General features: G+C 64.6%; 24 protein-coding genes. 14 read left to right on the top strand and 10 right to left on the bottom strand.

Annotated features, from left to right (window positions below; all coding sequences use genetic code 11):
- Window positions 1-230: 230 nt before the first annotated feature.
- From BLV04_RS02500 to BLV04_RS02445, 12 genes are all read left to right on the top strand, one after another.
- Window positions 231-2000: a putative bifunctional diguanylate cyclase/phosphodiesterase gene (locus BLV04_RS02500; protein ID WP_175534455.1), complete on the top strand. Its 1770-nt coding sequence runs from the start codon at window positions 231-233 to the stop codon at window positions 1998-2000.
- A 126-nt stretch (window positions 2001-2126) separates the two neighbouring features.
- Window positions 2127-2558, top strand: coding sequence for an STAS domain-containing protein (locus tag BLV04_RS02495; protein WP_093027737.1), 432 nt, complete (start codon window positions 2127-2129; stop codon window positions 2556-2558).
- 326 nt (window positions 2559-2884) lie between these two features.
- A complete protein-coding gene (locus tag BLV04_RS02490; protein WP_093027735.1) occupies window positions 2885-5203 on the top strand; it encodes a PAS domain S-box protein in 2319 nt (772 codons plus the stop codon).
- Window positions 5200-5814, top strand: a complete 615-nt coding sequence (locus BLV04_RS02485; protein ID WP_093027733.1) for a response regulator transcription factor — start codon at window positions 5200-5202, stop codon at window positions 5812-5814. Before BLV04_RS02490 ends, BLV04_RS02485 begins: the two co-directional genes overlap by 4 nt.
- Window positions 5815-5859: 45 nt before the next feature.
- Window positions 5860-6144, top strand: a complete 285-nt coding sequence (locus tag BLV04_RS02480) for a PilZ domain-containing protein (protein ID WP_093027731.1) — start codon at window positions 5860-5862, stop codon at window positions 6142-6144.
- A 246-nt stretch (window positions 6145-6390) separates the two neighbouring features.
- On the top strand, window positions 6391-7425 hold the full coding sequence (locus BLV04_RS02475) for an agmatine deiminase family protein (RefSeq protein WP_093027729.1): 1035 nt from the start codon (window positions 6391-6393) through the stop codon (window positions 7423-7425).
- A gap of 455 nt (window positions 7426-7880) precedes the next feature.
- Window positions 7881-8339: a hydrogenase expression/formation protein gene (locus tag BLV04_RS02470; protein ID WP_093027727.1), complete on the top strand. Its 459-nt coding sequence runs from the start codon at window positions 7881-7883 to the stop codon at window positions 8337-8339.
- Window positions 8340-8356: 17 nt separating this feature from the next.
- The gene (locus BLV04_RS02465; protein WP_093027725.1) at window positions 8357-9466 is read left to right on the top strand and encodes a hydrogenase small subunit; all 1110 of its coding nucleotides are present in this window, start codon (window positions 8357-8359) and stop codon (window positions 9464-9466) included.
- The gene (locus BLV04_RS02460; protein ID WP_093027723.1) at window positions 9463-10125 is read left to right on the top strand and encodes a hypothetical protein; all 663 of its coding nucleotides are present in this window, start codon (window positions 9463-9465) and stop codon (window positions 10123-10125) included. The genes BLV04_RS02465 and BLV04_RS02460 overlap by 4 nt, the downstream gene beginning before the upstream one ends.
- Window positions 10122-11387 (top strand): (Fe-S)-binding protein, encoded by a 1266-nt coding sequence (locus tag BLV04_RS02455; protein WP_093027721.1) that lies wholly within the window; start codon window positions 10122-10124, stop codon window positions 11385-11387. The genes BLV04_RS02460 and BLV04_RS02455 overlap by 4 nt, the downstream gene beginning before the upstream one ends.
- Before the next feature lies 1 nt (window position 11388).
- Window positions 11389-13119 carry a nickel-dependent hydrogenase large subunit gene (locus BLV04_RS02450; RefSeq protein ID WP_093027719.1) on the top strand — a complete coding sequence of 577 codons (1731 nt, stop codon included), beginning with the start codon at window positions 11389-11391 and terminating at the stop codon, window positions 13117-13119.
- Window positions 13120-13639: 520 nt separating this feature from the next.
- Complete coding sequence (locus BLV04_RS02445) at window positions 13640-14836, top strand: RtcB family protein (protein ID WP_093027717.1); 1197 nt, start codon at window positions 13640-13642, stop codon at window positions 14834-14836.
- Between the two features lie 299 nt (window positions 14837-15135).
- Here BLV04_RS02445 and BLV04_RS02435 read toward each other — a convergent pair whose 3' ends face one another.
- Window positions 15136-16830: a metallophosphoesterase family protein gene (locus BLV04_RS02435; protein WP_093027713.1), complete on the bottom strand. Its 1695-nt coding sequence runs from the start codon at window positions 16828-16830 to the stop codon at window positions 15136-15138.
- A 408-nt stretch (window positions 16831-17238) separates the two neighbouring features.
- Between BLV04_RS02435 and BLV04_RS02430 the strand changes: the two genes are divergently transcribed.
- Window positions 17239-17574: a hypothetical protein gene (locus BLV04_RS02430; RefSeq protein ID WP_093027711.1), complete on the top strand. Its 336-nt coding sequence runs from the start codon at window positions 17239-17241 to the stop codon at window positions 17572-17574.
- Between the two features lie 214 nt (window positions 17575-17788).
- Window positions 17789-18271 carry a hypothetical protein gene (locus BLV04_RS02425; protein ID WP_093027709.1) on the top strand — a complete coding sequence of 161 codons (483 nt, stop codon included), beginning with the start codon at window positions 17789-17791 and terminating at the stop codon, window positions 18269-18271.
- A gap of 63 nt (window positions 18272-18334) precedes the next feature.
- Here BLV04_RS02425 and BLV04_RS02420 read toward each other — a convergent pair whose 3' ends face one another.
- The 9 genes from BLV04_RS02420 to sdhC all read right to left on the bottom strand — a co-directional run bounded on the left by BLV04_RS02420 (window position 18335) and on the right by sdhC (window position 25144).
- Window positions 18335-19441, bottom strand: a complete 1107-nt coding sequence (locus BLV04_RS02420) for a sialidase family protein (protein ID WP_093027707.1) — start codon at window positions 19439-19441, stop codon at window positions 18335-18337.
- Window position 19442: 1 nt separating this feature from the next.
- Complete coding sequence (locus BLV04_RS02415; protein ID WP_093027705.1) at window positions 19443-19715, bottom strand: MoaD/ThiS family protein; 273 nt, start codon at window positions 19713-19715, stop codon at window positions 19443-19445.
- Between the two features lie 147 nt (window positions 19716-19862).
- Entirely contained in the window at window positions 19863-20327 is a 465-nt protein-coding gene (locus BLV04_RS02410; RefSeq protein ID WP_093027703.1) for a protein YgfX, read from the bottom strand.
- 16 nt (window positions 20328-20343) lie between these two features.
- A complete protein-coding gene (locus BLV04_RS02405) occupies window positions 20344-21444 on the bottom strand; it encodes a cytochrome-c peroxidase (RefSeq protein WP_093027701.1) in 1101 nt (366 codons plus the stop codon).
- A 131-nt stretch (window positions 21445-21575) separates the two neighbouring features.
- On the bottom strand, window positions 21576-21881 hold the full coding sequence (locus BLV04_RS02400; RefSeq protein ID WP_093027699.1) for an FAD assembly factor SdhE: 306 nt from the start codon (window positions 21879-21881) through the stop codon (window positions 21576-21578).
- A gap of 40 nt (window positions 21882-21921) precedes the next feature.
- Window positions 21922-22614, bottom strand: coding sequence for a succinate dehydrogenase iron-sulfur subunit (locus BLV04_RS02395; protein WP_093027697.1), 693 nt, complete (start codon window positions 22612-22614; stop codon window positions 21922-21924).
- A 43-nt stretch (window positions 22615-22657) separates the two neighbouring features.
- The gene (sdhA, locus tag BLV04_RS02390) at window positions 22658-24421 is read right to left on the bottom strand and encodes a succinate dehydrogenase flavoprotein subunit (protein ID WP_093027695.1); all 1764 of its coding nucleotides are present in this window, start codon (window positions 24419-24421) and stop codon (window positions 22658-22660) included.
- A gap of 7 nt (window positions 24422-24428) precedes the next feature.
- Complete coding sequence (gene sdhD, locus BLV04_RS02385; RefSeq protein ID WP_093027693.1) at window positions 24429-24773, bottom strand: succinate dehydrogenase, hydrophobic membrane anchor protein; 345 nt, start codon at window positions 24771-24773, stop codon at window positions 24429-24431.
- Window positions 24770-25144 (bottom strand): succinate dehydrogenase, cytochrome b556 subunit, encoded by a 375-nt coding sequence (gene sdhC / locus BLV04_RS02380; RefSeq protein WP_093027690.1) that lies wholly within the window; start codon window positions 25142-25144, stop codon window positions 24770-24772. The genes sdhD and sdhC overlap by 4 nt, the downstream gene beginning before the upstream one ends.
- Window positions 25145-25152: the final 8 nt, after the last annotated feature.

Here is a 25152-nt window from a genome sequence, read left to right as displayed (position 1 = left end):
TGCTCGGGATAGAAAACCGCGAAGCGCCAACACCGGAATCCTCGGCATGCGGTTGAACCGCCGGGTAGATTCCAAGCGTCGTGGACCGACGCCATGCAACGATTGGATTCAGCGGGACACTCGTGAGCAGACGTATGGCGAGACATCCGAGATGGGGCGGGGAGGACTTCGACCCAGCGGGCAAATCGTCATGGGGACAGGCGGGCAGCGAAGACGAGCTGCACCGCCTCATGCACGATTTGAAGACTCATCAGATCGAGCTGACCCAGCAAAACCGCGAGCTTCGAGACGCGCAGCATGCGCTCGAGATCTCGCGGGACCGCTATGCCCGACTCTACGACCGGGCACCCGTCGGCTATTGCACCCTGGATCGCAACGGCATCATCCGGGAGATCAACCTGACCGGCGCAGCGATGCTCGGCACGGAGCGCGGGCGGCTCACGGGCACGCCATTGTGGAGTCATCTCGATTCCGGTCAAGCCTATGCGCTGCACGCGCACATCCAGGCTGTGCAACGCAGCGCCGAGCGCCGCACGCTCGGTGTCCGGCTGACACAGCGCCACACCGGGCACGCCCTCGATCTAAGGCTCGAGAGCGAGCCCGCTCGCGGCGACGACGGCGAGGCGATCTGCCTCACCGTGATGCTCGATGTCACCGAGCAGCGACACCTGCTCGAGCAGCTCAAGGAGCGCGAGCAGTCGCTCTCGCAGCTGGCCCTGCACGATCCGCTCACCGGCTTGGCGAATCGCGCCCTCTTCTCCGATCACCTCGAGCAGGCGATCGCACGCACACAGCGCACCGGGGAGCGGCTCGCGGTCCTGTTCATCGACCTGGACCGCTTCAAGCTGATCAACGACAGCTTCGGACACCCCTTCGGCGACGAGGTCCTCAAGGACGTCGCCGCTCGACTCAGAGAGCAGATCCGCAAGGACGACACGGTTGCGCGTATAGGCGGTGACGAGTTCCTGATGCTGCTTGCCCCGATGGACTCGCCTGACCCCGCAGCTGCGGTCGCGCGCAAGCTGATCGAGCTGCTGCGCCGCCCCTACGCCGGCCCGCAAGGCGAGATCGCGCTGACCGTCAGCATCGGCATCAGCGTCTGTCCGGACGACGGCACCGCGGCGGAAGACCTGGTTCGTCAAGCCGATACGGCGATGTACATCGCCAAGCAGGGCGGTCGAAACACCTTTCGCTTCTACGCCGCGGACATGACCGCGCAGGCCTTCGACCGAATCCATCTCAGATCGGCTCTGGCCCTCGCCGTCGAGCGTGGCGAGCTGGAGCTGGCCTACCAACCGCAGCTCGCCCTGGATACCCGGCGCATCGCCGGCATCGAGGCGCTCATTCGATGGAACCATCCGGTGCTCGGCTGCTTGGCGCCCGATGGGTTTCTCGCACTGGCGGAGGAGACCGGGCTGATCCGCGGAATCGATGCCTGGGTGCTGCGTACCGCCTGTACCCAGCGCAAGCGTTGGCAGGCCGAGGGGCTCGACGAGGGAACCGTCATCAAGATCAACTTGTCCAGAAGGGAACTCGAGCGGCCGGAGCTTGCCGACGATTTGGACGCCCTGCTTCGCGAGCTGGATCTCGATGCACGGCTGGTCAGCCTGGAGCTGACGGAGACGGGACCAGTCTCGGACTCCGCCTCGGCGCTGGAGACGGTTCGCCGGTTGAAGGGACTCGGAATCGAGCTCTCGATCGACCATTTCGGCGCGGTCTCCTCCTCGCTTATGGATCTGAAGCGACTGCCGATCCGGGAGTTGAAGATCGACAAATCCTTGATCGACGGACTTCCGCAAGACAGCGACGACGCGGCGATCGCCGGCGCGATCCTCGCCTTGGGCAAGACCCTGGGCATGCGCGTCATCGCTCAGGGTGTGGAGACGCAGAATCAGGCCGATTTCCTGCGAGAAGCCGGCTGCACGATCGCGCAGGGGTTTCTCTATACCCAACCGCTCGGTCCCGACGAGCTGATGCGGTTCGTCAAGACCTGGGCCTGAGAAAACGACTCGAAAGCAACCGGAGCAGTTCCGCCGGGGTGCGCACATGCACCCCGGCGCGGAAGGAAGCCGCCGCACAAGCGCGGCGCGGAAAAGAACGACAATGACCGGGAGGAGAGCACCACCATGAAACGACTCGACTCGATGCGCGCGCCGACGGCATCCTCGGCCTTGCAGAGCAGAGGCGATGAGGCCATCAGGATCCGTGGACTCCACGATCTCGGGCGCCGGGGCGCCGACCGAACGGGCAACCGCGTCCCGGGGATCGCAACGCCTGCCGCAGATCTCGACTACGAGGTCGACGATGGCCTCCTGCGAATCCGGATCGACGGCCCGCTGGATCTGCGCTGCGCCTTTTCCTTGCTGCTGATCGGTCAAACGGTGGACGACAGCATCGACGCCTGTACGCTCGACCTGACGGGCGTCGACCGGATCTTCGACTCCGGGATCGCCGCACTGGTTCTGGTCGCCCGGGCCCTGAAGGAAAAAGGCGTGGAGCAGATCCGAATCTACGGCCTCGACCTCGACAGCGCGACCCTGAAACCCTTTTTGATGTGAGCATCCCGGGTCCTCGCCCAATCGACCGCTGCTCGGCACCGACTCGACCGCTGCCGCTCATCGCCGCCCCACCCGTTCGTCGGCTGGACACGGATCGGCTCGAATCTTCTAGAATAACGTTGTGTGGAGAGCTTTCTCGCCGGACTCCCGGGCTGTGCCGGGAGTCGGCGGTCGATCGCGGATGGCGTCGCACAGGGGCGGACCGCCTGAGTCGTGACGCAACGACACTCCCCGGAACGACGCCCGAGACACGTGTCCAGCAGAGTACCCCCGAACGCCGGCATCGGAACCCAAACCGCCGGCCGCACAATGGAGGTGCCGGTCCAATGACAAGATTCGACCAAGCGAGCGATGCGCAACTGACGCGGCTCTTGGCGGAGTTGGAGCGCGCAGGCAGCGGGTCGGACGAGCTGACCCGCCTCGTGCACGAGCTGCAGGTCCATCAGATCGAGCTCGAGCAGCAAAACCGAGAGCTGCTCGCAGTGCGTGCGGTCTTGGAGGAGTCTCGGGAGCGCTATGCGGACCTCTATGATTTCGCTCCCGTCGGCTACCTCTCGATCAATGCCGCGGGCAGGATCCAAGACATCAATCTGACCGGCGCCAAGCTGCTCGGGCAATCGCGAGATCGATTGATCGGTCGGGCGCTCAGCACTTACATCGCCCCGGACGACCGCAGATTCCTGAAGGCCCATGTCGCCGACGCGATACACTCGCAGGCGTGCAGGAGCTGCGAGCTGCGGTTGAGGCCGGACACGGCGGCGATCCGCGAGGAGCTGCAAACCCTGAGGCTCGAAAGCGCGCTCGAGGCCGGGAGCACCCCGGCGCGGATTCGAGTCATTCTCTCGGACATCACCGAGCGCAAGCAGGCCGAGCATGAGCGCCGGCAACGCGACATCGCAGCAGCCGCGGCGGAGTCGCGACATCGACTGGTCAGCGGACTCGAGCGACTGTCGGCCGCGGCGACGGCCGCGTTCGACCCGCAGGCCGTCTTGAACGCACTCTTGCGGGTCGTGCAGGACCTCCTGCGGGCGGATCGCGCCTGGCTGCTGTCTCCATGCGCCCCCGACGCGACCGAGGTCCATATTCTGGCGGAGGCCGCCGTTCCGGGCTGCCCGGGCGAACCTTTGTTTGATCGCACGATCCCGATGGATGACCCGCTGCGCCGCCTGATCCGCTCGGCCCTGAGCGCATCCGATCCGTTGCAGGATCCGGATCCGAGTGCGGTTCCGATGCTGGGCGGCGGCTTCGCACCGCGCTCGCGCCTGATCGTCGCGGTGTGCCCCGAGGGTGATCGGCCCTCCCTGCTGGGACTGCATCAGTGTCGGGTCGAACGCACCTGGAGCGAGGACGACATCACCCTGGTGCGGGCCCTCGCCGGACGACTCGCGGACATCCTCGACAACCTCGCGGTGCGGCGCGCGCTGACCGAGAGCGAGGAGCGTTTTCGCGCCACCTTCGAGCAAGCGGCGGTCGGCATCTGTCACCGCAACCCGCAGGGCTTCTTTCTCCGGGTCAACCGCAAGCTTTGCGACATCCTCGGTTACACGCAAGAGGAGCTGCTCGCTCGGACCTGTCGCGGTCTCGTCCACCCGGAGGATTACGATGGTTTGATGCAGTACATCGCGAGGATTGTCGAGGGCACGTCCTATGACCGGGACAGAGACCGAGGCGAAACGCAAAGCCTCGAGTTGCGACATATCGGCAAATCAGGCCAGACCATCTGGTGCAACCTCACGATGGCCCCCGTGCGCGATTCGAGCGGATGCCTGAGCTATTCCATTGGCGTCATCGAAGACATCAGCGCCCGCAAGCTGCTCGAAGAGCGCGAGTCCAAACACCGCCACGCACTCTTCAGGGTCGGACGCATCAGCACCATGGGCGAGATGTCGAGCGCCATTGCACACGAGGTCGCCCAGCCGCTCATGGGTATCAGCACCTATGCCGGCGGGGCACTCGAGCGTCTCGACAGCGCGCCGACCGAGGTCGAGCCACTGCGTCTTGCCCTGCGCGAGATCTCCAGGCTCGCCTCGCGTGCGGGCCGGATCATCGAGCGCATTCGGGATTTTTCCAGGCAGCATGCATCGACGCCCAGACCAATCGACCTGGAGGCCATCAGCCGAGCGGCCGTCGGCATGATCGAGCCGGAAATCAGGACGAACGCCGTGAAGGTCGAGATTCGGGTCGGTGCCGACTTGCCTTTTGCCAGCGGTGATCCGGTCGAGATCGAGCAGGTCCTGATCAACCTCCTGATCAACGGCATGGAGGCGATGCGCGACGTACCGCCCACCTTCCGCCGCCTGTGCATCACGATCGAGCGCGCCGGCGCGGAGCAGGTGCGGGTCGCCGTCAGCGACCGGGGGGTCGGTCTGGACCAGACCGACCCGAGTCGCTTGTTCGATCCCTTTTACACGACAAAGGAAGGCGGTACCGGGCTCGGGCTTTCGATGTGCCGAACCATCGTCGACTCCTATGGCGGGCGCATTTGGGCCAAGCCAAATCCCGGGGGCGGTGCGGTGTTTGCCTTCACGCTGCCCAACCATCTCCCGGTCAATACGACCGACCAGTCGCCCGCGAAGTCGCCTGCGATTTTGGCCGATCGCAAGCTCGATGGCCGGCCCGACACAGCCATCGGAGACCCGCAATGAGCCCTAAGTCGACCGTGTTCGTGATCGACGACGACGAGGACGTGCGCCAGTCGCTGCGCTGGCTCTTCGAATCGGTCTCCATGCCGGTCGAGGTCTTCGGATCGGCGGCCGAATTTCTCGCCGATCCGGGTTGCGAGGGTCCGGGCTGCCTGGTCCTGGATGTGCGCATGCCGGAGATGGACGGGCTCGAGCTGCTCGAGGTTCTGCGCACGCATCGCATCGGCCTGCCCGTGATCATGATCAGCGGACATGCCGACGTGCCGATGGCGGTAAAGGCGATGCAGTCCGGAGCCGTCGATTTCATTCAGAAACCGGTCAATCACCAGGATCTCCTGCAGCGCGTGCGCAAGGCGCTCGCCGCGGACGAACGCTTCCGGGCCGAGATCGGCGACCCTCGGATCATTGCCGAGCGGCTCGAGCAGCTCACCGCCAAGGAGCGCGAGGTGCTCGAGGCGATCGTCAACGGCAGCACCAACAAGGCGATTGCCGGCTCGCTCAACCTCAGTGTCCGAACGGTCGAGACGCATCGCGCCAACCTGATGCGCAAGCTCGAGGTCCACTCGACCGCCGATCTGGTCCGCTTGACGCTCGCGTGCCGACTGCGCCCGTAAATCTCTAATCACGCGTCGGAAATCACAAGAGGAGGACTCGAGAGGATGGAGCGCCGATGGCATCATCGAACCGAGATCGACATCCCCGCAACACTCGCCGTGAACGGCAAGCGCCGCCCGACTCCCTGCCGAATCATAAATTTCAGTGCATGTGGGCTCTTCGTCGAGACCGCCGAGTCCCTCGCGCGCCATCAGTTCGTTCAGGTGCACATCCATCCGCACGGCGTCTCGCCGCGGATCATCGACGGGATGGTTGTTCGTGTCGCGGACGGTGGGGTCGGGATCGAGGCCGACACCCGATTCTGGTCGCAAGCACTCGACTGGGGGTGAAGGCCAGCGCGCGGCATACAATAGACGCATCGCCAACCCAACTAAACCGCGCCCAGAGCGAGATGCTAAATTTTCGAGTGAGCTCGACGTTTGCTGCATCCACGGCCCTTAGCGGGGACGCGGTTTAAAATAATATATTTTTTAGATTCTTAAGCCGCACCAGCTCCAGCGGTCGTCACGTCTGCCGGGGCCGATCTCATCCAAAAACATCGCATACCGCGCCGGGCGCGGTTTAAGAGGACTGCCATGCGCCGATTCCCCGCCGAGTGGGAGCCCCAAAGCGGGGTCATGCTCACCTGGCCACACGAGGACACCGACTGGGCCGATCAGCTGGATCGGGTCGAACACCTCTATGCCGACCTCGCCGCCCTGATCTCGCGCTACGAGCCGGTGCTGAACGTCTGTCGGGATGCCGAGCACGCCGCGACGGTCCGCGCACGCATCGCAGCCGCCGGTGCCGATCCCGAGAGCCAGCGTTTCGGTATCGCCCCGAGCAACGACACCTGGGCGCGCGATCACGGACCGATCGGCGTTCGGACGGACGCGGGAGAACCGCTCCTGCTCGATTTCCGTTTCAACGGCTGGGGCGGGAAATTCGCCGCGGATCGCGACGACCGCATCACCGGGACGCTACGCGGGAGCGGCATCTTCGGCGAGACTGCGCTCGAGCCCGTCGACCTGGTGCTCGAAGGCGGTGCGATCGAGACCGATGGCCGAGGCACCCTGCTCGCGGTCACCCGAACATTGGTCGACCCGCGCCGCAACCCGGACCTGACGCGGGATACCATCGAGCGGATGCTCGCCGAGCGTCTCGGCGTCCATCGTTTTCTGTGGCTTGAGCACGGTGGCATCAGCGGCGACGACACCGACGGGCACATCGACACCCTGGTCCGCTTCTGCGCCCCGGATACGCTCTGCTACGCCCGCTGCACCGACCCGAGCGACGCGGACTTCGCCGAGCTTCAGGCGATGGAGCAGGAGCTTCGGGCCTTGCGCGATCCACACGGCAATCCCTACCGTCTCGTACCCTTGCCGTCCCCCGTACCCGTTCTCGACAGCGACGGCGAGCGCCTCCCGGCAGGCTATGCGAACTTTCTCCTCGTCAACGGTGCCGTGCTCGTCCCGACCTACGACAATCCCGCCGACGCCGAGGCACTCGACACCTTAGGCCGTCTCTTCCCGGACCGCGCCGTCTTGGCCGTCGACTGCCGGCCGCTGATCCGCCAAGGCGGCAGCCTGCACTGCATCAGCATGCAGCTGATGGAGGGCGTGCTGGCTTAAACCGCGTCCGGAGCGAGATGCTCATTGTCGAGTGAGCTCGACGTTTGATGCATCCACAACCCTTAGCGGAGACACGGTTTAAGATGATTTATTTTTTATCTTAGGCCGCGGAGACCCCAACGGCCGTCAAGTCTGGCGGGGCCGAGCCCATCCAAAAACAGCGCGTACCGCACTGGCCGCGGTTTTAGCAACGAGTCAAAAACAACCGAAACACGTACAGGTTGGTCGATGCCTTCCCGGAAATTATCTGATTCGTCGTCTTTCTCATCCAAACCGCGTCACAGCAGGGGTCTTGGAATCCGCCAGCGTTCGAACACCGGCCGACGCCCGGATGGACCACAGGGACGCGGTTTGGATCATTCGATCTCGCTAACGTGCTAATGAGCTGCGCTGCATCAAATCGGGCCGGCGGCAAAGCGCCTAGAATTCCAAGCGGATAAGTCGAGGTGCGTCGTATGTCGTTGCTGGATCAGATCCCCGTCATCGTCGAAAGCGGCTCGGCTGCGCCCGAGAGCGATTCGCATCCGCAAGGGTACGGCAACTCCGAGCCCATCCTGCATGAAGTCCGCCACGCCTTGGCGCGTCTTATCAGTACCGGGGAGACCACCAAGATCGATCTGAAGGCGATGCCCTTCGGACCGGGTGATCTGGAGCATTTGCTGTCCGTGCTGGGCACGGGCGAGGTCCAGGCCACTATCGAGGCACTGGGTCCGACACGCATCCAGGAGACCGCCGTCGCCGGGGTCTGGCTGGTGGACTATCTGAATTCCGAGGCACATCGCCTCGCCCTGCATCTCGAGATCGCGACCGTTCCCGAGATCCTGTGTCCGCAGCCGCAGGATCTGAACGACGCGATCGCCGCGCTCGACGCCCGCTTGAATCCGGGCCGGAGCGACCCGCCTCTCGCGTCCTGACATCTGAAGGAGGGACTATGGCTGCCCGCAAACCCACTGAGAAAACACTCGGCGAGAGCCTTCGCGAACGTGGCGTCTCGCGCCGCGGCTTCCTGAAGTTCTGTGCCGCGACCGCCTCGATGATGGCGCTGCCGCCGAGCATGGCGCCGGCGATCGCCGCGGCGCTGGAAAAGGCCAAGCGCCCGTCGGTCATCTGGCTGTCGTTCCAGGAATGCACCGGCTGTACCGAGTCGCTGACCCGCAGCCATGCCCCGACGCTCGAGGATCTGATCCTCGACGTCATCTCGCTGGATTATCACCACACCCTGCAGGCTGCGGCCGGCGATGCCGCCGAGCACGCGCGCGAGCAGGCGATGGCGGCCAATGCCGGCGAGTATCTGGTCATCGTCGACGGCTCCATCCCGGGTCCGGACTCCAACCCGGGCTTCTCGACCGTCGCCGGTCACAGCAACTACGCCATGTTGATGGAGACGGTCGAGAACGCCGCCGCCGTCATCGCGGTCGGCACCTGCGCGACCTTCGGCGGTCTGCCCGCGGCCAACCCCAATCCCACCGGCGCCATGTCGGTGATGGATCTGGTCAAGAACAAGCCGGTCATCAACGTCTCGGGCTGTCCGCCGATCCCGATGGTGATCACGGGCGTCATCGCGCACTACCTGACCTTCGGGCGTCTGCCCGAGCTCGACGCCTACAACCGTCCGATGGCCTTCTTCGGTCAGTCGATCCACGACCGCTGCTATCGCCGGCCCTTCTACGACAAGGGGCTCTTCGCCAAGACCTTCGACGACGAAGGGGCGCGGCTGGGCTGGTGTCTGTACGAGCTCGGCTGCAAGGGCCCGACCACCTACAACGCCTGCGCGACCATGCGCTGGAACGACGGCACCAGTTGGCCGGTCGAGGCCGGACATCCCTGCCTGGGCTGCTCCGAGCCGAAGTTCTGGGATGCCGGCGGCTTCTACAACGCCGTTTCGGTGCCGACTTCGGCGTCCGGGATGAACGTGCTGGCGGCCGGTGCGGCCGGCGCCGTTGTCGGCGGCGCGGTCGCCGCGCTGGCCAAGAAACAGACCAAGACCGCGGTCACCCATCGTCAGCCCGTCACGGTCGAAGAATTGGAGGCGAAGCTATGAGTGGCTCGATGGAGTTTCTGCTGTGGACCAAGGGTCCGATGTTCAACATCGCGATCGCCATCTTCGCGATCGGTCTGCTGGTGCGCATCGCCGAGATCTTTATGCTCGGGCGCGCCAAGAACTTCGCCGAGGCGCGCGCCGGTGAGTGGGGGCCGGGTCTACGGACCATGGTCACCCGCACCGTCGCGGATCCGGGCACCTTCCAGCGTGCACCCTTCAACGTAGTGGTCGGCTGGGTCTGGCACATCGGCTTCCTGATGGCGCTGCTGCTCTTCCTGCCGCACATCGCGCTGATCGAGAGCCTGACTGGTCTGTCCTGGCCGGCGCTGCCCAACCCGGTGATCAGTCTGGTGACCTCCGTCACGCTGGTCGCGCTGATCGCCACCCTGGTGCATCGCATGACGCATCCGGTGAAGAAGCGCATCAGCACGGTCGAGGATTATGTGGTCTGGGCCGTGGTTTTCGCGGTCGTGCTCACCGGCTGGCTGGCCTATTACCGCCTGGTCAACCCCTATCCGCTGGTTCTGGGCATGCACATCCTCTCGGCCGAGATCATGCTGATCCTGCTGCCCTTCACCAAGCTGACACACATCTTCACGACCTTCATCGCACGCTGGTACAACGGGGCCGCATTCGGCCGCAAGGGGGTTCAGTCATGAGCGAGCTGACACTCGAACGGGGCCTCGCGGCCTTCCGCGCCGAGGTCGACGGTCCGGTCGCCGCCTTCTTCTCGAGCTGCGTGCATTGCGGCATCTGTGCCCAAGCCTGTCCCTTCTATCTGGAAACGGGCGATCCCAAATACACGCCGATCCTCAAGTTGGAGCCGCTGCGTCGCGTCTGGGAAGCCGACTTCACGCTCTGGGGCAAGATCAAGGGGCTGTTCGGCCTCAACCACAAGGTCACCGACGAAATGCTGGCCGAATGGGAGGAGCTGCTCTACGACTCCTGCTCCATGTGCGGTCGCTGCTCCATGGTCTGCCCGGTCGGCAACGATCTGGCGCTGATGATTCGGAAATCACGCGAGGGCATGGTCCAGGCCGGGCATGCGCCCGAAGGACTCATCGCCGCCTCGGTACGCGCCATCCAGACCGGCAGCCCCATGGGCCTGCAATGGAAGACGCTGGCGGTGCAGATCAATCATGTGCAGACCAGCAGCGGACTCGAGGTCCCGGTCGACAAGGAAGGCGCCGAGTATCTGGTGCTGCTCTCCTCGATGGAGATCATCAACTTCCCGGAATATCTCGAAGCCATCACCAAGATCTTCGACCATGCCGGGGTGACCTGGACGCTCTCGACCCAGTGCTTCGAGGCGACCAACGCCGGCATCCAAATCGGCAACAAGGACATCGCTGCCCAGTTGGTCGAGCGTGTCGTGGCCGCGGCCGAGAAGCTCAAGGTGCCGAAGGTCATCAGCCCGGAGTGCGGGCACGCCTTCACGGCGATCCGCTGGGAAGGCCCGAACCTGATCGGCCGGCCCTATCCCTTCAAGGTCTTCCACATCATCGAGGTCTTGGATGAGCTGCGCGCCGCCGGGCGGATCAAGACCGAAGGGATGGAGACCGATCGGCTCTCGATGCACGATCCATGCAACCTGGCCCGCAAGAGCGGCGTCATCCAGCAGCAGCGCAACCTCATGAACCTGGTCGCCGAGAACTTCGTCGAGCTCAAGGAGCACGGCAAGTTCCAATGGTGCTGCGGTGCGGGCGGCGGGGTGAGCTCCAACGAGCGTGCCGAGCCGCTGAAGATGGCCGCCTTCAAGCGCAAAAAGGCGCAGATCGAGGAGGTCAACCCGGAACGCATGGTCACCATGTGCGCCACCTGCCGGACCCAGCTCGAAGAGGGTCTGGAGGAATTCAACATGGAGATCCCGGTGGTCGGTCTCACCGAGATGATCGCCGAGCACCTGGTGGAGAAGAACTGACATGAGCGAACGCATCGTCGTCGATCCCGTCACCCGCATCGAGGGCCATCTGCGCATCGAGGCCCAGATGGACGGGGAGAACATCGCCCAAGCCTACAGCTCCGGGACCTCGGTCCGCGGACTGGAAACCATCTTGAAGGGCCGCGACCCGCGCGATGCCTGGGCCTTCGCCCAGCGCATCTGCGGCGTCTGCACCCTGGTGCACGGCATTGCATCCGTGCGCAGCGTGGAGGACGCGCTCAAGATCGAGCTGCCGCCCAACGCCCAGCTGATCCGCAACCTCATGATCAGCTCGCAGTTCGTGCATGACCATGTGATGCACTTCTATCACCTGCACGCGCTCGACTGGGTCGACGTGGTCAGCTGCCTGAGCGCGGATCCCAAGGCAACCTCGGATCTGGCCCAATCCATCAGCAGTTGGCCCAAGTCCTCGCCCGGCTATTTCGCCGACACCCAGAAGCGCATCAAGACCTTCGTGGAATCCGGCCAGCTCGGCATCTTCGCCAACGGCTACTGGGGCCATCCGGCCTACAAGCTGCCGCCCGAGGCCAACCTCATGGCGGTTGCGCATTATCTGGAGGCGCTGGCCTGGCAGCGCGATGTCGCACGTCTGCACGCCATCTTCGGCGGCAAGAATCCGCATCCGAACTTCGTCGTCGGCGGCGTACCCTCCCCGATCGACATCGACTCGGACTCGGCCATCAACGCCAAGCGTCTCGCCGAGGTCCAGCAGATCCTGCAATCCATGCAGACCTTCGTCGACCAGGTCTATGTCCCGGACACCCTGGCGATCGCGAGCTTCTACAAGGATTGGGGCGAGCGCGGCGAGGGCCTGGGCAACTTCATGAGCTACGGCGACCTGCCGGCCACCGGGACCATGGATCCGGCGCAGTTCCTGTTCCCGCGCGGCGTCATCCTCAATCGCGATCTAAGCACCATCCACGAGATCGACCTGCACGACGCCGGTCAGATCCAGGAATACGTAGCCCATTCCTGGTACGAGTATTCAGGCGGCAACGACAAGGGGCTCCACCCCTACGACGGCGAGACCAACCTGGAATACGACGCGCGCGGCGGCGTGAAACCGCCCTACATGCAGCTCGACGTGAACGACGGTTATTCCTGGATGAAGGCCCCGCGCTGGAAGGGTCACGCCATGGAGGTCGGCCCGCTCGCCCGCGTGCTCCTGCTCTATGCCAGCGGCCACGAGCAGACCAAAGAGCTGGTCGAGATGACCCTCACGACGCTGGACCTGCCCGTGCGTGCGCTTTACTCCACGCTCGGACGCACCGCGGCCCGGACCCTGGAGACCAAGATCCTGACCGACACCGCGCAAGGCTGGTACAACCAGCTGATCGCCAACATCAAGGCCGGCGACAGCCGCACCTTCAACGAGACCCTTTGGGAGCCTTCGAGCTGGCCCGCCGAGGCCCGCGGCGCCGGCTACATGGAGGCCCCGCGCGGCGCGCTCGGTCACTGGATCGTGATCAAGGACGGCAAGATCGCCAACTACCAGGCGGTCGTCCCCTCGACCTGGAACGCCGGCCCCCGCGACCCAAGCAGCCAGCCCGGCGCCTACGAGGCCGCGCTGCAGGACAACCACCAGTTGTTCGACGTGAAGCAGCCGATCGAGATCCTGCGCACCATCCACTCCTTCGATCCCTGCATCGCCTGCGCGGTGCATCTGACCGATCCGGACACGGGTGAGCAGATGGAGATCAAGATCGCCTGAGGCGATTGTCGGAAGCAAAGAAAAAGGCCGCGAATAGCGGCCTTTTTTTGTTGAGTGCCAAAGCTGCGGTCTTGAGCCTCCTTGCGGGCCTGTTTGATCGAGCGTAGCATCTTCGCAGTCAAACCGCGGGCCGCTGATGCGGTCGGCAGACATCGATCACCTTGTTTCGAGTCATCCACGTGCGCCAACCAAACCTCATCGCCAAGACCCAACCGAGCGCCTCCTGCGTCTCGTGGTCGGCGTGTGGGTCTGTCGGCGGCTGCCTGTTCCGCATACACCGCAAACCCGATCCAATGCGCGCGTCCTATCGGCCCTCCGACAGCGGTCAACGCCGTTTCGGAGCGCCAAGGACGCGCGAAATCTGATCGCCTGACCGGTCTTACCCCGTCAGTCGATCCGGCGGGGAGCAGCAAGACCGGACATCAAAAGTCCCTTTCCAGCGCGTCCTCCCCGCCAGTGTCCGGCATGGTCGCTTTCGGCCGTGCCATCGTGCGCCGCCCAATGCGCGGCAGGAGGAGCCATGACGATCAAGCAAGTCATCACCGAGGGCGACAAGCCGGTCAAAGTGTGGACCGAAGAGCTGGACGAGCGCTCGCGCACGCAGCTTGTCAACCTCTCCAAGCTGCCCTTCATCCATCGTCATGTCGCCGCCATGCCGGACGTGCACACCGGCATCGGCGCGACCATCGGCAGCGTCATCGCCACCGACCGGGCGATCATCCCGGCTGCCTTGGGTGTCGATATCGGCTGCGGCATGGCCGCCGCGCGCACCTCGCTCGGGGCCGAGCAGATCGACGAGCGGGCGCTGAAGAAGGTCTTCGACCAGATCAGCCGCGATGTGCCGGTCGGGCGTTCCCAGCACGCCGACGCGCGCGCGCTGACCGAAGCGGCCACGCCCTTCGCCGCACCGCTCGCCGCGCTGACCGAGAAGCACCCGCAGCTGCTCAAGGCCTTCGGGCGCTTCTCCAACTGGATCAACCAGATCGGCACCCTGGGCGGCGGCAATCATTTCATCGAGGTCTGCCTCGATGAATCCGGGCGCGTCTGGGTCATGCTGCACTCGGGCAGCCGCGGCATCGGCAATGCCATCGGCCATTACTTCATCGAGTTGGCCCGGCGCGACATGGAGCGCTGGATGATCCAGCTCCCCGATCGCGATCTCGCCTATCTGCCGGAGGGCTCCGAGCACTTCGACGACTACGTGTCCGCGGTCTCCTGGGCGCAGGCCTATGCGCGGGAGAATCGCGAGCAGATGATGGCTCTGGTGCTGGCGGCGCTCGCCCGCCACCTGCCCGCTTTCTCGGTGACCGAAGAGGTCGTCAACTGTCATCACAACTACGTCGAGCGCGAGCATCACTTCGGGTCGAACGTCTGGGTCACCCGCAAGGGTGCGATCCGGGCGCGTGAAGGAGATCTCGGCATCATCCCCGGCAGCATGGGCGCGCGCAGCTACATCGTGCGCGGCAAGGGCAATCCCGAGAGTTTCTGCTCCTGTGCCCATGGCGCCGGGCGCCGGATGAGCCGCACCGCGGCCGAGAAACAGTTCACGCCGGCGGATCTGGCGGCTCAGACCCAAGGGGTGATCTGTCGCAAGGACAAGGGAGTGCTCGACGAGATTCCGGGTGCCTACAAGGACATCGACCAGGTCATGGCCAACCAGGCGGACTTGGTCGAGGTGGTGCATACCCTGAAACAAGTTGTCTGCGTGAAGGGTTGAGGGCGGCATGACGGGGGATCCGCGCAGTAGTTCACCACTTCCTGTGTTTCGGGCATGCCGCCGATCAATGAAGCGTTGAAGTCCACCCGGCTCACCGAGAACCCAAGGTTGCTCAAGGTCAGTCCTGATCACCAATGAGCCTCAATCCGCCGGGTGAACTTTGAAATAGGAGGAGTTTCCGGCGACCTGAATGCCGGAGAAGATGATTGCCTGCGATCCTGTCGTTCGAAACAGGGCAGTCGAGCTTGAGGCGAGACCGGCCGTCAACGATCGTGACGGCCTGAAAGGGTCACTTCGAATCAGGCCTTTGGGCCTTCCGGACCGGTGAAGGCCACGAACTCGCCGTCACGATTGAGGACCGCCCAAACTGTTCGGGTGTCCGGATCCACCCCGTAGGTGCCCAAGCCGTGGCTGCCGTTCCAGCGACCATAGACGAATCGCTTGTTTCCACCCACGTTGCGATCGACGGCCGGCACCCAGCGGCCTTTGTCGTCCTTGGCACGCAGACAAAAGTGCCCGGTGCGCAACTTCGGTGCCGGAACCTTGGTGCCATCGTAGGAGAGCGAGAGCACATAGGTGTCGGAGACCGTCGGCCCGGGGCTGTCGGGCAGAAGCCCGGTGAGCGCTTCGTCGTAGAGGCTCAGATTGTCCGTCATTCCCCACAGCTTGAAGATGGCGCTGGCCGAGTCTGGCGGTGTCTCGCGCCACCCGGTCTTGACCGTCTTGGCCAAGGGGCGGCCGGCAGACTCGACGTCCTCTGCGAGCGTCTCGTTGGTGCCCGAGAGGATCCGCGCCTCGGTGCTCCCGAAGCTGTCTTCCACGATGCTGTAGGACTCGCCGTTGGCCACATCGAAGGACTTGCCGTTGAGACTGTAGCCGAAGCGCTCGCGGAGGTGGAAGACGTGCTCGCCGGGGCCATAGGCCAGATCGACATCGCCGTAATCGGCACCATGGCTGGAGGAATAGAACTCCACGGTCATACAAGGACCGTCCACCGTGAAGATGTAGTAGCCGATGGTGTACAGCTCATGGGCGACAACGGTCTCGCAGCCTTGGATATCGTTGGGCGTCGACCTGGGTGTGTAGAACTTGTAGCTGTTCGAGGCACAGATGATCTGCTCCGCCACGGCGGAGACATCCGGGCTGGCGATGAGCGAACGATGATGCATGTGATCATGGCCGCCCAGAAAGGCGCCGACCCGGTTGCGATCCAGGCTGCCGATGAATCGATTGCGGGCATCGAGGTTCGTTGTCGCATTCGACCCGAACAAGCAGTCGGCGTGATTCTGGCCAATCAGGTTCTTGTGGGCCATGACGAAGGCATGGCTGTCGGCGGGACGATCGGCCAGTACCGCGTCCACCCAATCGACCTGATCCACGGCATTGTCGTTGGTACTGCCGTTGACGGACCCATCCCGGCGCGTGAACTGGTCGATCATCACGATGCGGACGTTCTCGAAGTCGAAGGCGTAGCTCAGCCCTTGCAGGTTGAGCTTGTCGCTGGCGACGACGCTGCTCACGCCGAACAGATTGTGTCCCTCCCCCAGGGTCTGAGGAAACAGCGCCGGCAGCTCGGCGGCGGCCGTGATCGATGCCTCGTGGTTGCCGCGCAAGGGGAAAAAGCCGATTCCGTTGTCGTAGAGCGTCTGCGCCGCTGCGGCGCGGTACGGCAGCGTGCGTTCGAGCACACTGGTTTGAGGATTGACCCAGTATTCCTTGTCCACCAGATCACCCACCTGAACGACGAAACTGACCCCTGCGTCGATGAACTGTCGGTTCAGGGTCTCGATGATCTCGACGGCGCAGGTGGCTGGGTTCAGCGGATCGGCCGTGGCCTTCCACTGGGTGTCCGCCATAACCCCGAACTTCCAGGGCTTGCCGGATTTGAGATTCGCAGCCGATGCTTCGCGCATCAGCCAAGACAAATTGCTCCCGCTCAGGGCGAGGCCGGTAAGGCCCATCGAGCCGAAGGTCAGAAACTCACGTCTATTCATTTGGTATCTCCACGTTGACGACGACTGGTCCTTGTCCCTGGTTCGATGTTCAGCGAGAACGCTTCCGGTGGCGTAGGTTGCCGACCGGCACGACGGATCGCCGAGCCGGCGACAGTGCTCATAGGTCAATGGCAAGCGGTATCGCCGATCCCTCCGGCTTGGATGGGCCGAGAACCTAAAGGACAGGCGCGAAGGCTAAGCGTCGAGGGTGAAGGGTTCCTGACGCGGAGGTGACCGATCGATGAATTCGGAGCCTGCGAATTGCTCCGGGTCAGGAGAAGCGAAGATGGACAACGAGAGCTGACAATTCGATTTCGATCGCCGTTTCACCGGGCTCTTGTCAGTACATGGAGGCGTCGGAAGGGTCTAGAATCGCCGGCAACCGCACCCTGCACACCTCGGAGCCCGATGAACGACCTGGACCCCACCGAAGACGATCTCATCCGACTGCTGGTCGACAGTTGGGCGGCTCTGCGCGCGGGGACGCTCGCCGAGGATCAGCAGGCGCTCTTGGACCGGGAACGCCCGCAGTGGCAATGCGAGGCGGCCAATCTGATCGCCGAGGGTCTGCTCGCCTATGTGACGGTGGAAATGGTCGAACCGGATCTGGCTTACGACCGCGAGGTCGATCCGCACAACACGCCGACGCCGCAGGACTACGCGGCGCGCCTCGGCGCCCACATGATGGACTTCGTCGATTATCGCGGGGATCTGGTGAAGACCCGGCGGCTCGGAACGCATTGAGGCGAAGCCGCCCCGTGCATTCTTCGACCGACGCGCCGACTGCCCTGCCCCATTCGTCGCTTCCAGGGTCGCCGCACAGGTGATCCGCACGTCCGACCACAGTCGGGACGGCGGCGAGACACGGATCTGCGAACCTTGGGCTAGACTGGAAGCGGGACCCGTCGCGGCCAGGTCAAGGCCGCGGTGGTTGTCGTCAACTGAAGAGGAGAATGCCATGTTCCAGGTTCATTCGATTCGGATCGCGACCGTCGCCGTCATCGCTGGCCTCTCGGTCCTTTGGGGGAACGCCCAAGCGGAGCAGGACCTCAAGGCGGGAGCTGCGGCACAGCTTGAAGTCCGGGTGCTGGAGGCGCAGGTGCCCCCGGTTCAGGAGGAGCGCTACGATGTGCTCTACCGCATGGAGGTCATCTCGGTGCTGCGCTCCACCTCCCCGCTAAAACCGGGGGACACCATCGACGTGCGCTCCTACGCAATGAGCCCGGAGGCCATGGAAAGGAGCGGCATGGAGCCAAAGGCCCCCGCCCTCTTGGCCCCGGGCTGGCTCGGGGTCGCCTATCTCAACCCCGCCCCCCGGTCCGGCGGCCCCGAGGCACCCCCGCAGTTCGCCATCGCCGCGGAGGGTGACAGCTTCGAGGATATCCCGCCCGGCCCCCCCTCACTCAGATGGACCGAGGAGGTCGAAGTGCGTACCGAGTGAGTCGCCATCGCCTCGGGCTCGTGCGACCCCGGATTGTCCTTGACCTGCGCTTTCTGCCGGGAGTTACTCCGCGAAGCGCACGCACAGAATCGGCGGCAGATGCCGGCTGATGTTTTGCCAGGAATCACCCCGATCTTCGCTCACCCAGAGCGAGCCGGTCGTACTGCCGAACGCCAAGCGCAGACCGTCGCGCGAGCATTCCAAGGCGTGCCGATAGACGAGGTCGTAGGCAGGCTCTGTCGGCAGCCCCCGATCGAGCACCTCGAAATGCACCCCGCCGTCGCGGGTGCGCGTCACCACCAGATGCGCGTCGACCGGAAAGCGCTTCTCGTCCTTGGTGGCCGGGACGAACCAGGCGGTATCCGGGTCGCTCGGGTGCACCGCAACCGCGAAGCCGAAGCTCGAAGGCGGCACATCGGTCAGCTCGCGCCAGATCGCTCCGCCGTCGTCGCTGACGAAGATCCCGTTGTGATGCTGCATCCAGAGACGATCCGGGTGTGCCGGACACTGGACGATGCGATGCGCGTCCTGAGCCAAGGGGTCGCCGGCCATGGCCTCCGGTAGATATTCGGCGCGCAGACCCGATCCGATCAGCTCCCAGCTGCCCCCCGCATCGCGGGTCGTCCAAACCCCGCCGGTCGAGACCCCGACAGTGACGTGCAGTGGGTCGCGCGGATCCACGAGGATCGAGTGGATCCCCGAGAAATCGTAGCCTCCGCCCATCCATTGTTTGCGACGCGGCTCGTCCCATAGGGCGCGGGAGAGTTGCCAGCTTTCGCCGCCGTCGGTCGAGCGAAAGAGCGCGCCGGGGATGACCCCGCACCAGATCTCGCCGGGCGCGCCGCACTCCAGGGTCCAGATGAGCTGCGTGCTCCAGGGGACATCGACGCCGCGCATGGGGTCCTTGTCTTCGAGACCCTCCGGCTTGAGCGGGAAGGTCGGCGATGCGGCCTGGCTCCAGGTCTCGCCGCCGTCCTCCGAGCGCTGCATCTTGACCCCGAAGTGCCCCAGTTCCAAGGCGGCATGAAGCCGGGCACCGCCCGGCTCGGCGAGCACAGCCGAAACCGGGTCCCCGAGAAACCAGGTCTTGGCGATCACCCAGCGTTCGCCCTCGCCCCTTTCGATCCGAAACAAACCCTTGCGGGTCCCGACCAGCAGTCGGTCGCTCATCTCAACCTCCCGAAAGCGCCTGGGCAACGAAGATCTCGTCGCCCTCACCGACCGGGTCGGACAGGCCGGTGCGATCCCGGATCAGTGTCTCGTTGACGAAGATGGCCACATGCATGCGCACGGCACCTTGATCATCCAGAAGGAAGCCGCGCGCGCGGGGATTGGCCTGAAGATAGGCATCCAGAGTCTCCCGGACAGTCGCGCCCGCGACGGAGGTATCCGGGCAATCGAGGTATCGGTACAGATTGGGTGTGAAGCGCAAGGTCGTCGCCATGGCAGCTCCGCGGACTGCATTTCGCGATCGATATACATCGAGACGTGAAGCTTGAGCATAGTCCATACCCGAGCATGCGGCTATGGTGATGCGGCCGGGCGGCGCCCGAGAACGAGACCGAACCCCGCAGGCAAGGTCGGCCGCTCGTCAAGACACATCGGAGGCGCGATCCCGTGCCGCACCCTCGATGCGGAGTCGCTGGCGCAGGCGGCGCAGCTGCTCCGGATCGAGCGCGTCGGGGAAGACCGGGAGTGTGCGGCGGCGCAGGAGGCCGAACCGGAAGTTGAGCACGACGAGCGGGAGGGCAATGAAGGTGGCCGGACACAGGCTCGCCTCGCGCTCGACGCCGGAGACGAATCGGATCCGCCAAGTCCCGGCCGATTCCCAGAGGACCGAATGTATAGACCAAGGTGCGCGCCGTAGGACATCGACGTAGCCGATGTAGAACGCGCTGAAGGCTACCGGGAGCAGCGAAAGCAACGACAGCGGATCGCCGGGGAGCGCCGGTATCACCGCTGCCGCCGCGAGGTGGGTCAGCCCGACGAACCAGGCGAACCGCCGGGAAACCCCCGGGCGGATCAGGAGCGGCGGACGTTCGCGGTGAGCGCCCATTACGAACCCAGTCAGATCATGGAACCTCGGGCATGTCCCAAGTCTCGCGGCTCGTGAGCGCCCGAAGGAAGGCACCGAGCTGGAAGATCTCGGTATCGGTCAGACCGCGGTCGACCAGCAGCTCGGATTTGTTCGGGTCCGGATTGCCGCCGGAGGCCATATAGCGGATCGCCAGCTCGAGCGTGGGCGCACTGCCGTCGTGGAAATAGGGTGCGCTCAAGACCACGGAACGCAGCGAAGGCGTCTTGAATGCGCCACGATCCGCCTCGTCCTTGGTCACGTTGAAGCGTCCCGGGTCGGGAGTTTCCTTTCCGTGCTCAAGGCCGACGTTGTAGAAGGTACTGTTGCCGTAATAGGGCGGCGAGTGGCAGGCGACGCATCCGGCCTTGCCGACGAAAAGCGCCTGTCCGGCGATGACGTCCGGCGTGACCACCCCGGCCTCGCCCATCTCGTGGCGGTCCCAGGGCGATTCGTCGCTGTTCTTGGTACGCAGGTAGGCTGCCAGCGCCTTGACGATCGTCTCCGGTGTGGCCGGGCCGCCGAAGACGGTCTCGAACTGGGCGGCATATCCGGGGACCGCCTGAATGATCGGCGCGACCTGTTCCGGGTCGGCGTTGATCTGGGCCTTCCAGGCCGCCAACACCTGCCCCTCGAGGCTGGTCGCACGGCCGTCCCAGTACCAGGCGGTCTGGTAACCCGTGTTGTACAGCGACGGGGTATGCCGCGTGTTCAGCTCCCCGTTGTCCTTCGGCGAAAGTGTCCGCCCGTCGGTCCAGCCGAGATGGCGATAATGACAGCCCTGGCACGCCATTTCGCCGCTGCCCGAGAGGCGCGGATCGACGAACAGTTGCTTCCCGAGCGCGATCTTCTCCGGCGTCGCTGGGTTGTCGTCGGGATGAACCATCGGAGGCAAAGCGGATGGTCGAGCCGGTGCCGGATCAATCGCTGCAGCGGGAGGGGATCCGGCGGCAGTCACGGGCGAGTCGCCCCCCGACGCCGCGATCGGCGGCTGTACAGGCTCGGGACTCGACTCGCCGGCCTGGTTGCTGCGGTCGTGGACGATCCACAGAGACGTGGCCACAAGCAGCCCGGCAATGGGATAGCGGATATCGATCATGCGTTGTCTCCTCCAATGATGGTCGGCCTTGGGTACGGCTCTTTGCCCTTCGAGCGAGATGATCCCGGGTCCGGCCTGCGAGCTCGAGTTGCCGCGCCGTTCGAGAGCGAGGAGATGATGCGATCGATACGCTACCCCTGCAAGTCGGGCGACCCGCCGGGCCGTTCACGCACGACCGCGACGATGTGCTGCACCAGATCACGCAGCGCGACATCCGGCGGTTCGGCGCGGGACATGAACCAGTCGCTGAGACGTTGGTCCTGCTCGGCAAGCAGGCGGACGAAGTCGAGGCGTTGGATCGAGCTTAGATCGCGGAAGCCGAGATCCAGGAAGCGATCCAAGAGATGATCAAGCTCCAACATGCCGCGCCGGCATTGCCAGCGCAGCCGTCGGATCTCGAGCTCCGTGTCCGACGCCTGCCGGGAGGCGTCGGTCATGGCCGTGGTCTCGGATGTCGATTCAGTCGTCACCGGAGCCTTACACACCCTTGTCCAGCATCAGATCCTTGATCTTGCCGATGGCGCGAGTGGGATTCAGACCCTTCGGGCAGACCTCGACACAGTTCATGATGCTGTGACAGCGGAAGAGCTTGTAGGGACCGTCGAGCGCGTCGAGCCGCTCCTCGGTCGCCTGGTCGCGGCTGTCGGCGAGGAAACGCCAGGATTGCAGCAGGGCCGCGGGGCCGTGGAACTTCTCGGGATTCCACCAGAAGGACGGGCAAGCGGTCGAGCAGCAGCCGCAGAGGATGCACTCGTAGAGACCGTCGAGCTTGTCGCGCTCCTCCGGCGACTGGAGGATCTCCTGCTCGGGGAGCGGATCCTTACGCACCAAATAGGGCTTGACGGCGCGGTATTGCTCGTAGAACTGCGTCATGTCGACGACCAGATCGCGGATCACCGGGCGGCCCGGGAAGGGGCGGACCTGAATCGGCTCCTTCAGCTCGGTGATGGGCGTGATGCAGGCGAGCACGTTGCGTCCGTTGACGTTGACCCCGTCGGAGCCGCAGACCCCCTCGCCGCAGGAGTGACGGAAGCTGAAACTCTCGTCCTGCTTCTTCACTTCGAGCAAGGCATCGCGCAGCATCATGCCTTGGAAGGTCTTGACCTCGTAGTGCTGCATCCGAGGCTTGGTGTCGGTGTCCGGATTGTAGCGGTAGACGCTGATCTTCATAACGCACCTGAATTCGTTGTTTTTGAGCCCTTAGCCCTGAACCCTAATAAACCCGTTCCTTCGGCGGAAACGACTCGACCGTCAAGGGTTTGGTGCGCACCGGTTTGTAGTCCATGCGATCGCCCTCCCGGTAGTAGAGGCTGTGCTTGAGCCAGGTCTGGTCGTCGCGCGCGGGGTAGTCGGGCCGCGAGTGGGCGCCGCGACTCTCTTGGCGATGCAGCGCGGAGACGGCGATCGACATGCCGACATCCATCATGTTTTCCAGCTCCAACGCCTCGATCCGGGCGGTGTTGAAGACCTTGGAGTGGTCGGTCAGACGCACCTCGGGGAGCCGGTCGCGCAGCTCGCAGAGCTTGTTGTAGCCCTCGGTCATGATCTCCTCGGTTCGGAAGACGCCGGCGTGGTCTTCCATGCACTTGCGGAAATCGGCACGCAGCTGCTGGACCGTGGGGCCGTCGCCTTTTTGCTCCCAGCGCCCCAGACGGCCCATGGCCTGATCCAGGCTCGCGGAGTCCACTGCGCGCTGATAGGGGTTTTCGCGGACATACTCGATGATGTCTTTGCCCGCCAGACGCCCGAACACCAGGATGTCGAGCAGCGAGTTCCCGCCCAGCCGATTGGCCCCGTGCACCGAGGCACAGGCGCACTCCCCGGCCGCGTAGAGTCCCACCACGACCTCCTCGGAGCCGTGACCCGCCGGCATGGCGACCCGACCGAAGCGATCGGTCGGGATGCCGCCCATCGCATAGTGTGCGGTCGGAAAGACCGGGATCGGCTCGATGACCGGGTCGCAGCCGGCGAAGATTTGGCTCGACTCGCGGATACCCGGTAGACGCTTGGAGATGACCGCCTCGCCGAGATGGTCGAGCTTGAGCATCACGTAGTCGCCGTTCTCGCCGCAGCCGCGCCCTTCCTTGACCTCGGTGACGATCGCGCGCGAGACCACGTCGCGGCTGGCCAGGTCTTTGGCACGCGGGGCATAGCGCTCCATGAAGCGCTCGCCGTCCTTGTTGACGAGATAACCGCCCTCGCCGCGCGTGCCCTCGGTGATCAGCATCCCCTTGCCGGCGATGCCGGTCGGGTGGAACTGGAAGAACTCCATGTCCATCAGCGGGATGCCGGCGCGCAAGGCCATCGCGGCACCGTCGCCGGTGTTGATGTGGGCGTTGGAGGTCGTGCGGAAGACCTGGCCCCAGCCGCCGGTGGCGAGCAGGGTGGCCTTGGATTCGATCAGGAGAGGCTCGCCGGTCTCGATCTCAAGTACCAGGGCGCCGCAGATGATGCCTTCGGCGTCGCGGACCAGGTCGATGGCGAAAAACTCGTCGAAGAAGTGGGTGCGCGCGCGGATGTTCTGCTGATAGAGGGTGTGCAGGATGGCATGACCGGTGCGGTCCGCCGCGGCACAGGTCCGTGCGGCCTGATCGCCGCCGAAGTTCTGGCTCTGTCCGCCGAAGGGGCGCTGGTAGATCTTGCCGTTGTCCAGGCGCGAGAAGGGCACGCCGGCGTGCTCAAGCTCATAGACCGTCGGGATGGCCTCGCGACACATGAACTCGATGGCGTCCTGGTCGCCCAGATAATCCGACCCCTTGACCGTGTCGAACATGTGCCAGTGCCAGGAGTCCGGCATCATGTTGGCGAGCGCGGCGTTCACCCCGCCTTGGGCGGCGACCGTGTGCGAGCGCGTCGGAAACACCTTGGAAACGACGGCGACGCGCAGGTCCGCGCTGGCCAGCTGAAGCGCGGCGTTCAGACCTGCGCCCCCGGCACCGATGATGAGTGCGTCGAAATGGCGTGTTGGAATTCCCATGCCTGGATTACCCCTGCAGACCCGCGGTGATGATGGCCTTGAAGGCCCAAAGGCCCGAGGCGATGAAGACGAAGGCGACAAGGGTCAGCAGACCGATCCGCAGGCCGAGCACATGCACATAGTCGATCAGAGCGTCGCGGATGCCGACCCAGGCGTGGGCGAGCAAGAGCGGCACGAGGAGCACGAGACCCAGCGCGACGACTGGATGAGCGACCCAAGCGACCAAGGCGGCATGGTCGGCCGGGGCGTCGAAGGCGAACTGGATCAGGAGATAGGTCAGAAAGAGCGCCAGATAGACGGCCGTGGCGCGCTGAATGACCCAGGCCATGAGACCGGATGCTTGTCGGCTCATAACGCCAGCCCTCCACCGATGAGCAGCACGACGATCGCCGCGATCAGCGCCGTCCAAGCGCTTTGCCGGGCTGCCGGGCGGTCCAGCCCGAGGCCCAGATCGAGCAGCAGATAGCGGATCCCGGCAAAGAGGTGATGCAGTAGGCTCCAAGCCAACACCAGCAGGATCAGCTTCACCGGCCAGACGTCGAGGATTCCTGCGACCTGCTCGAACCCCGCGGGTCCCGAGAGCGCCTGGTGGAAGAGGATGGCTGCGAGCGGGATCGCGAGGACCATCAGTATGCCGCTGATGCGATGAAGGATGGAAACGACACCCGGAATCGGCAGCTTGATCCGCCACAGATCCAGGAATACAGGTCTTGTTGTTTGCATTCTTTAAC

Origin of the sequence: Thiocapsa roseopersicina, assembly GCF_900106925.1 — a bacterium.
Classification (GTDB): Bacteria; Pseudomonadota; Gammaproteobacteria; order Chromatiales; family Chromatiaceae; genus Thiocapsa; species Thiocapsa roseopersicina.
Note: the sequence above shows the minus strand (reverse complement) of the source record. Positions and strands in the feature narration are given on the sequence as shown.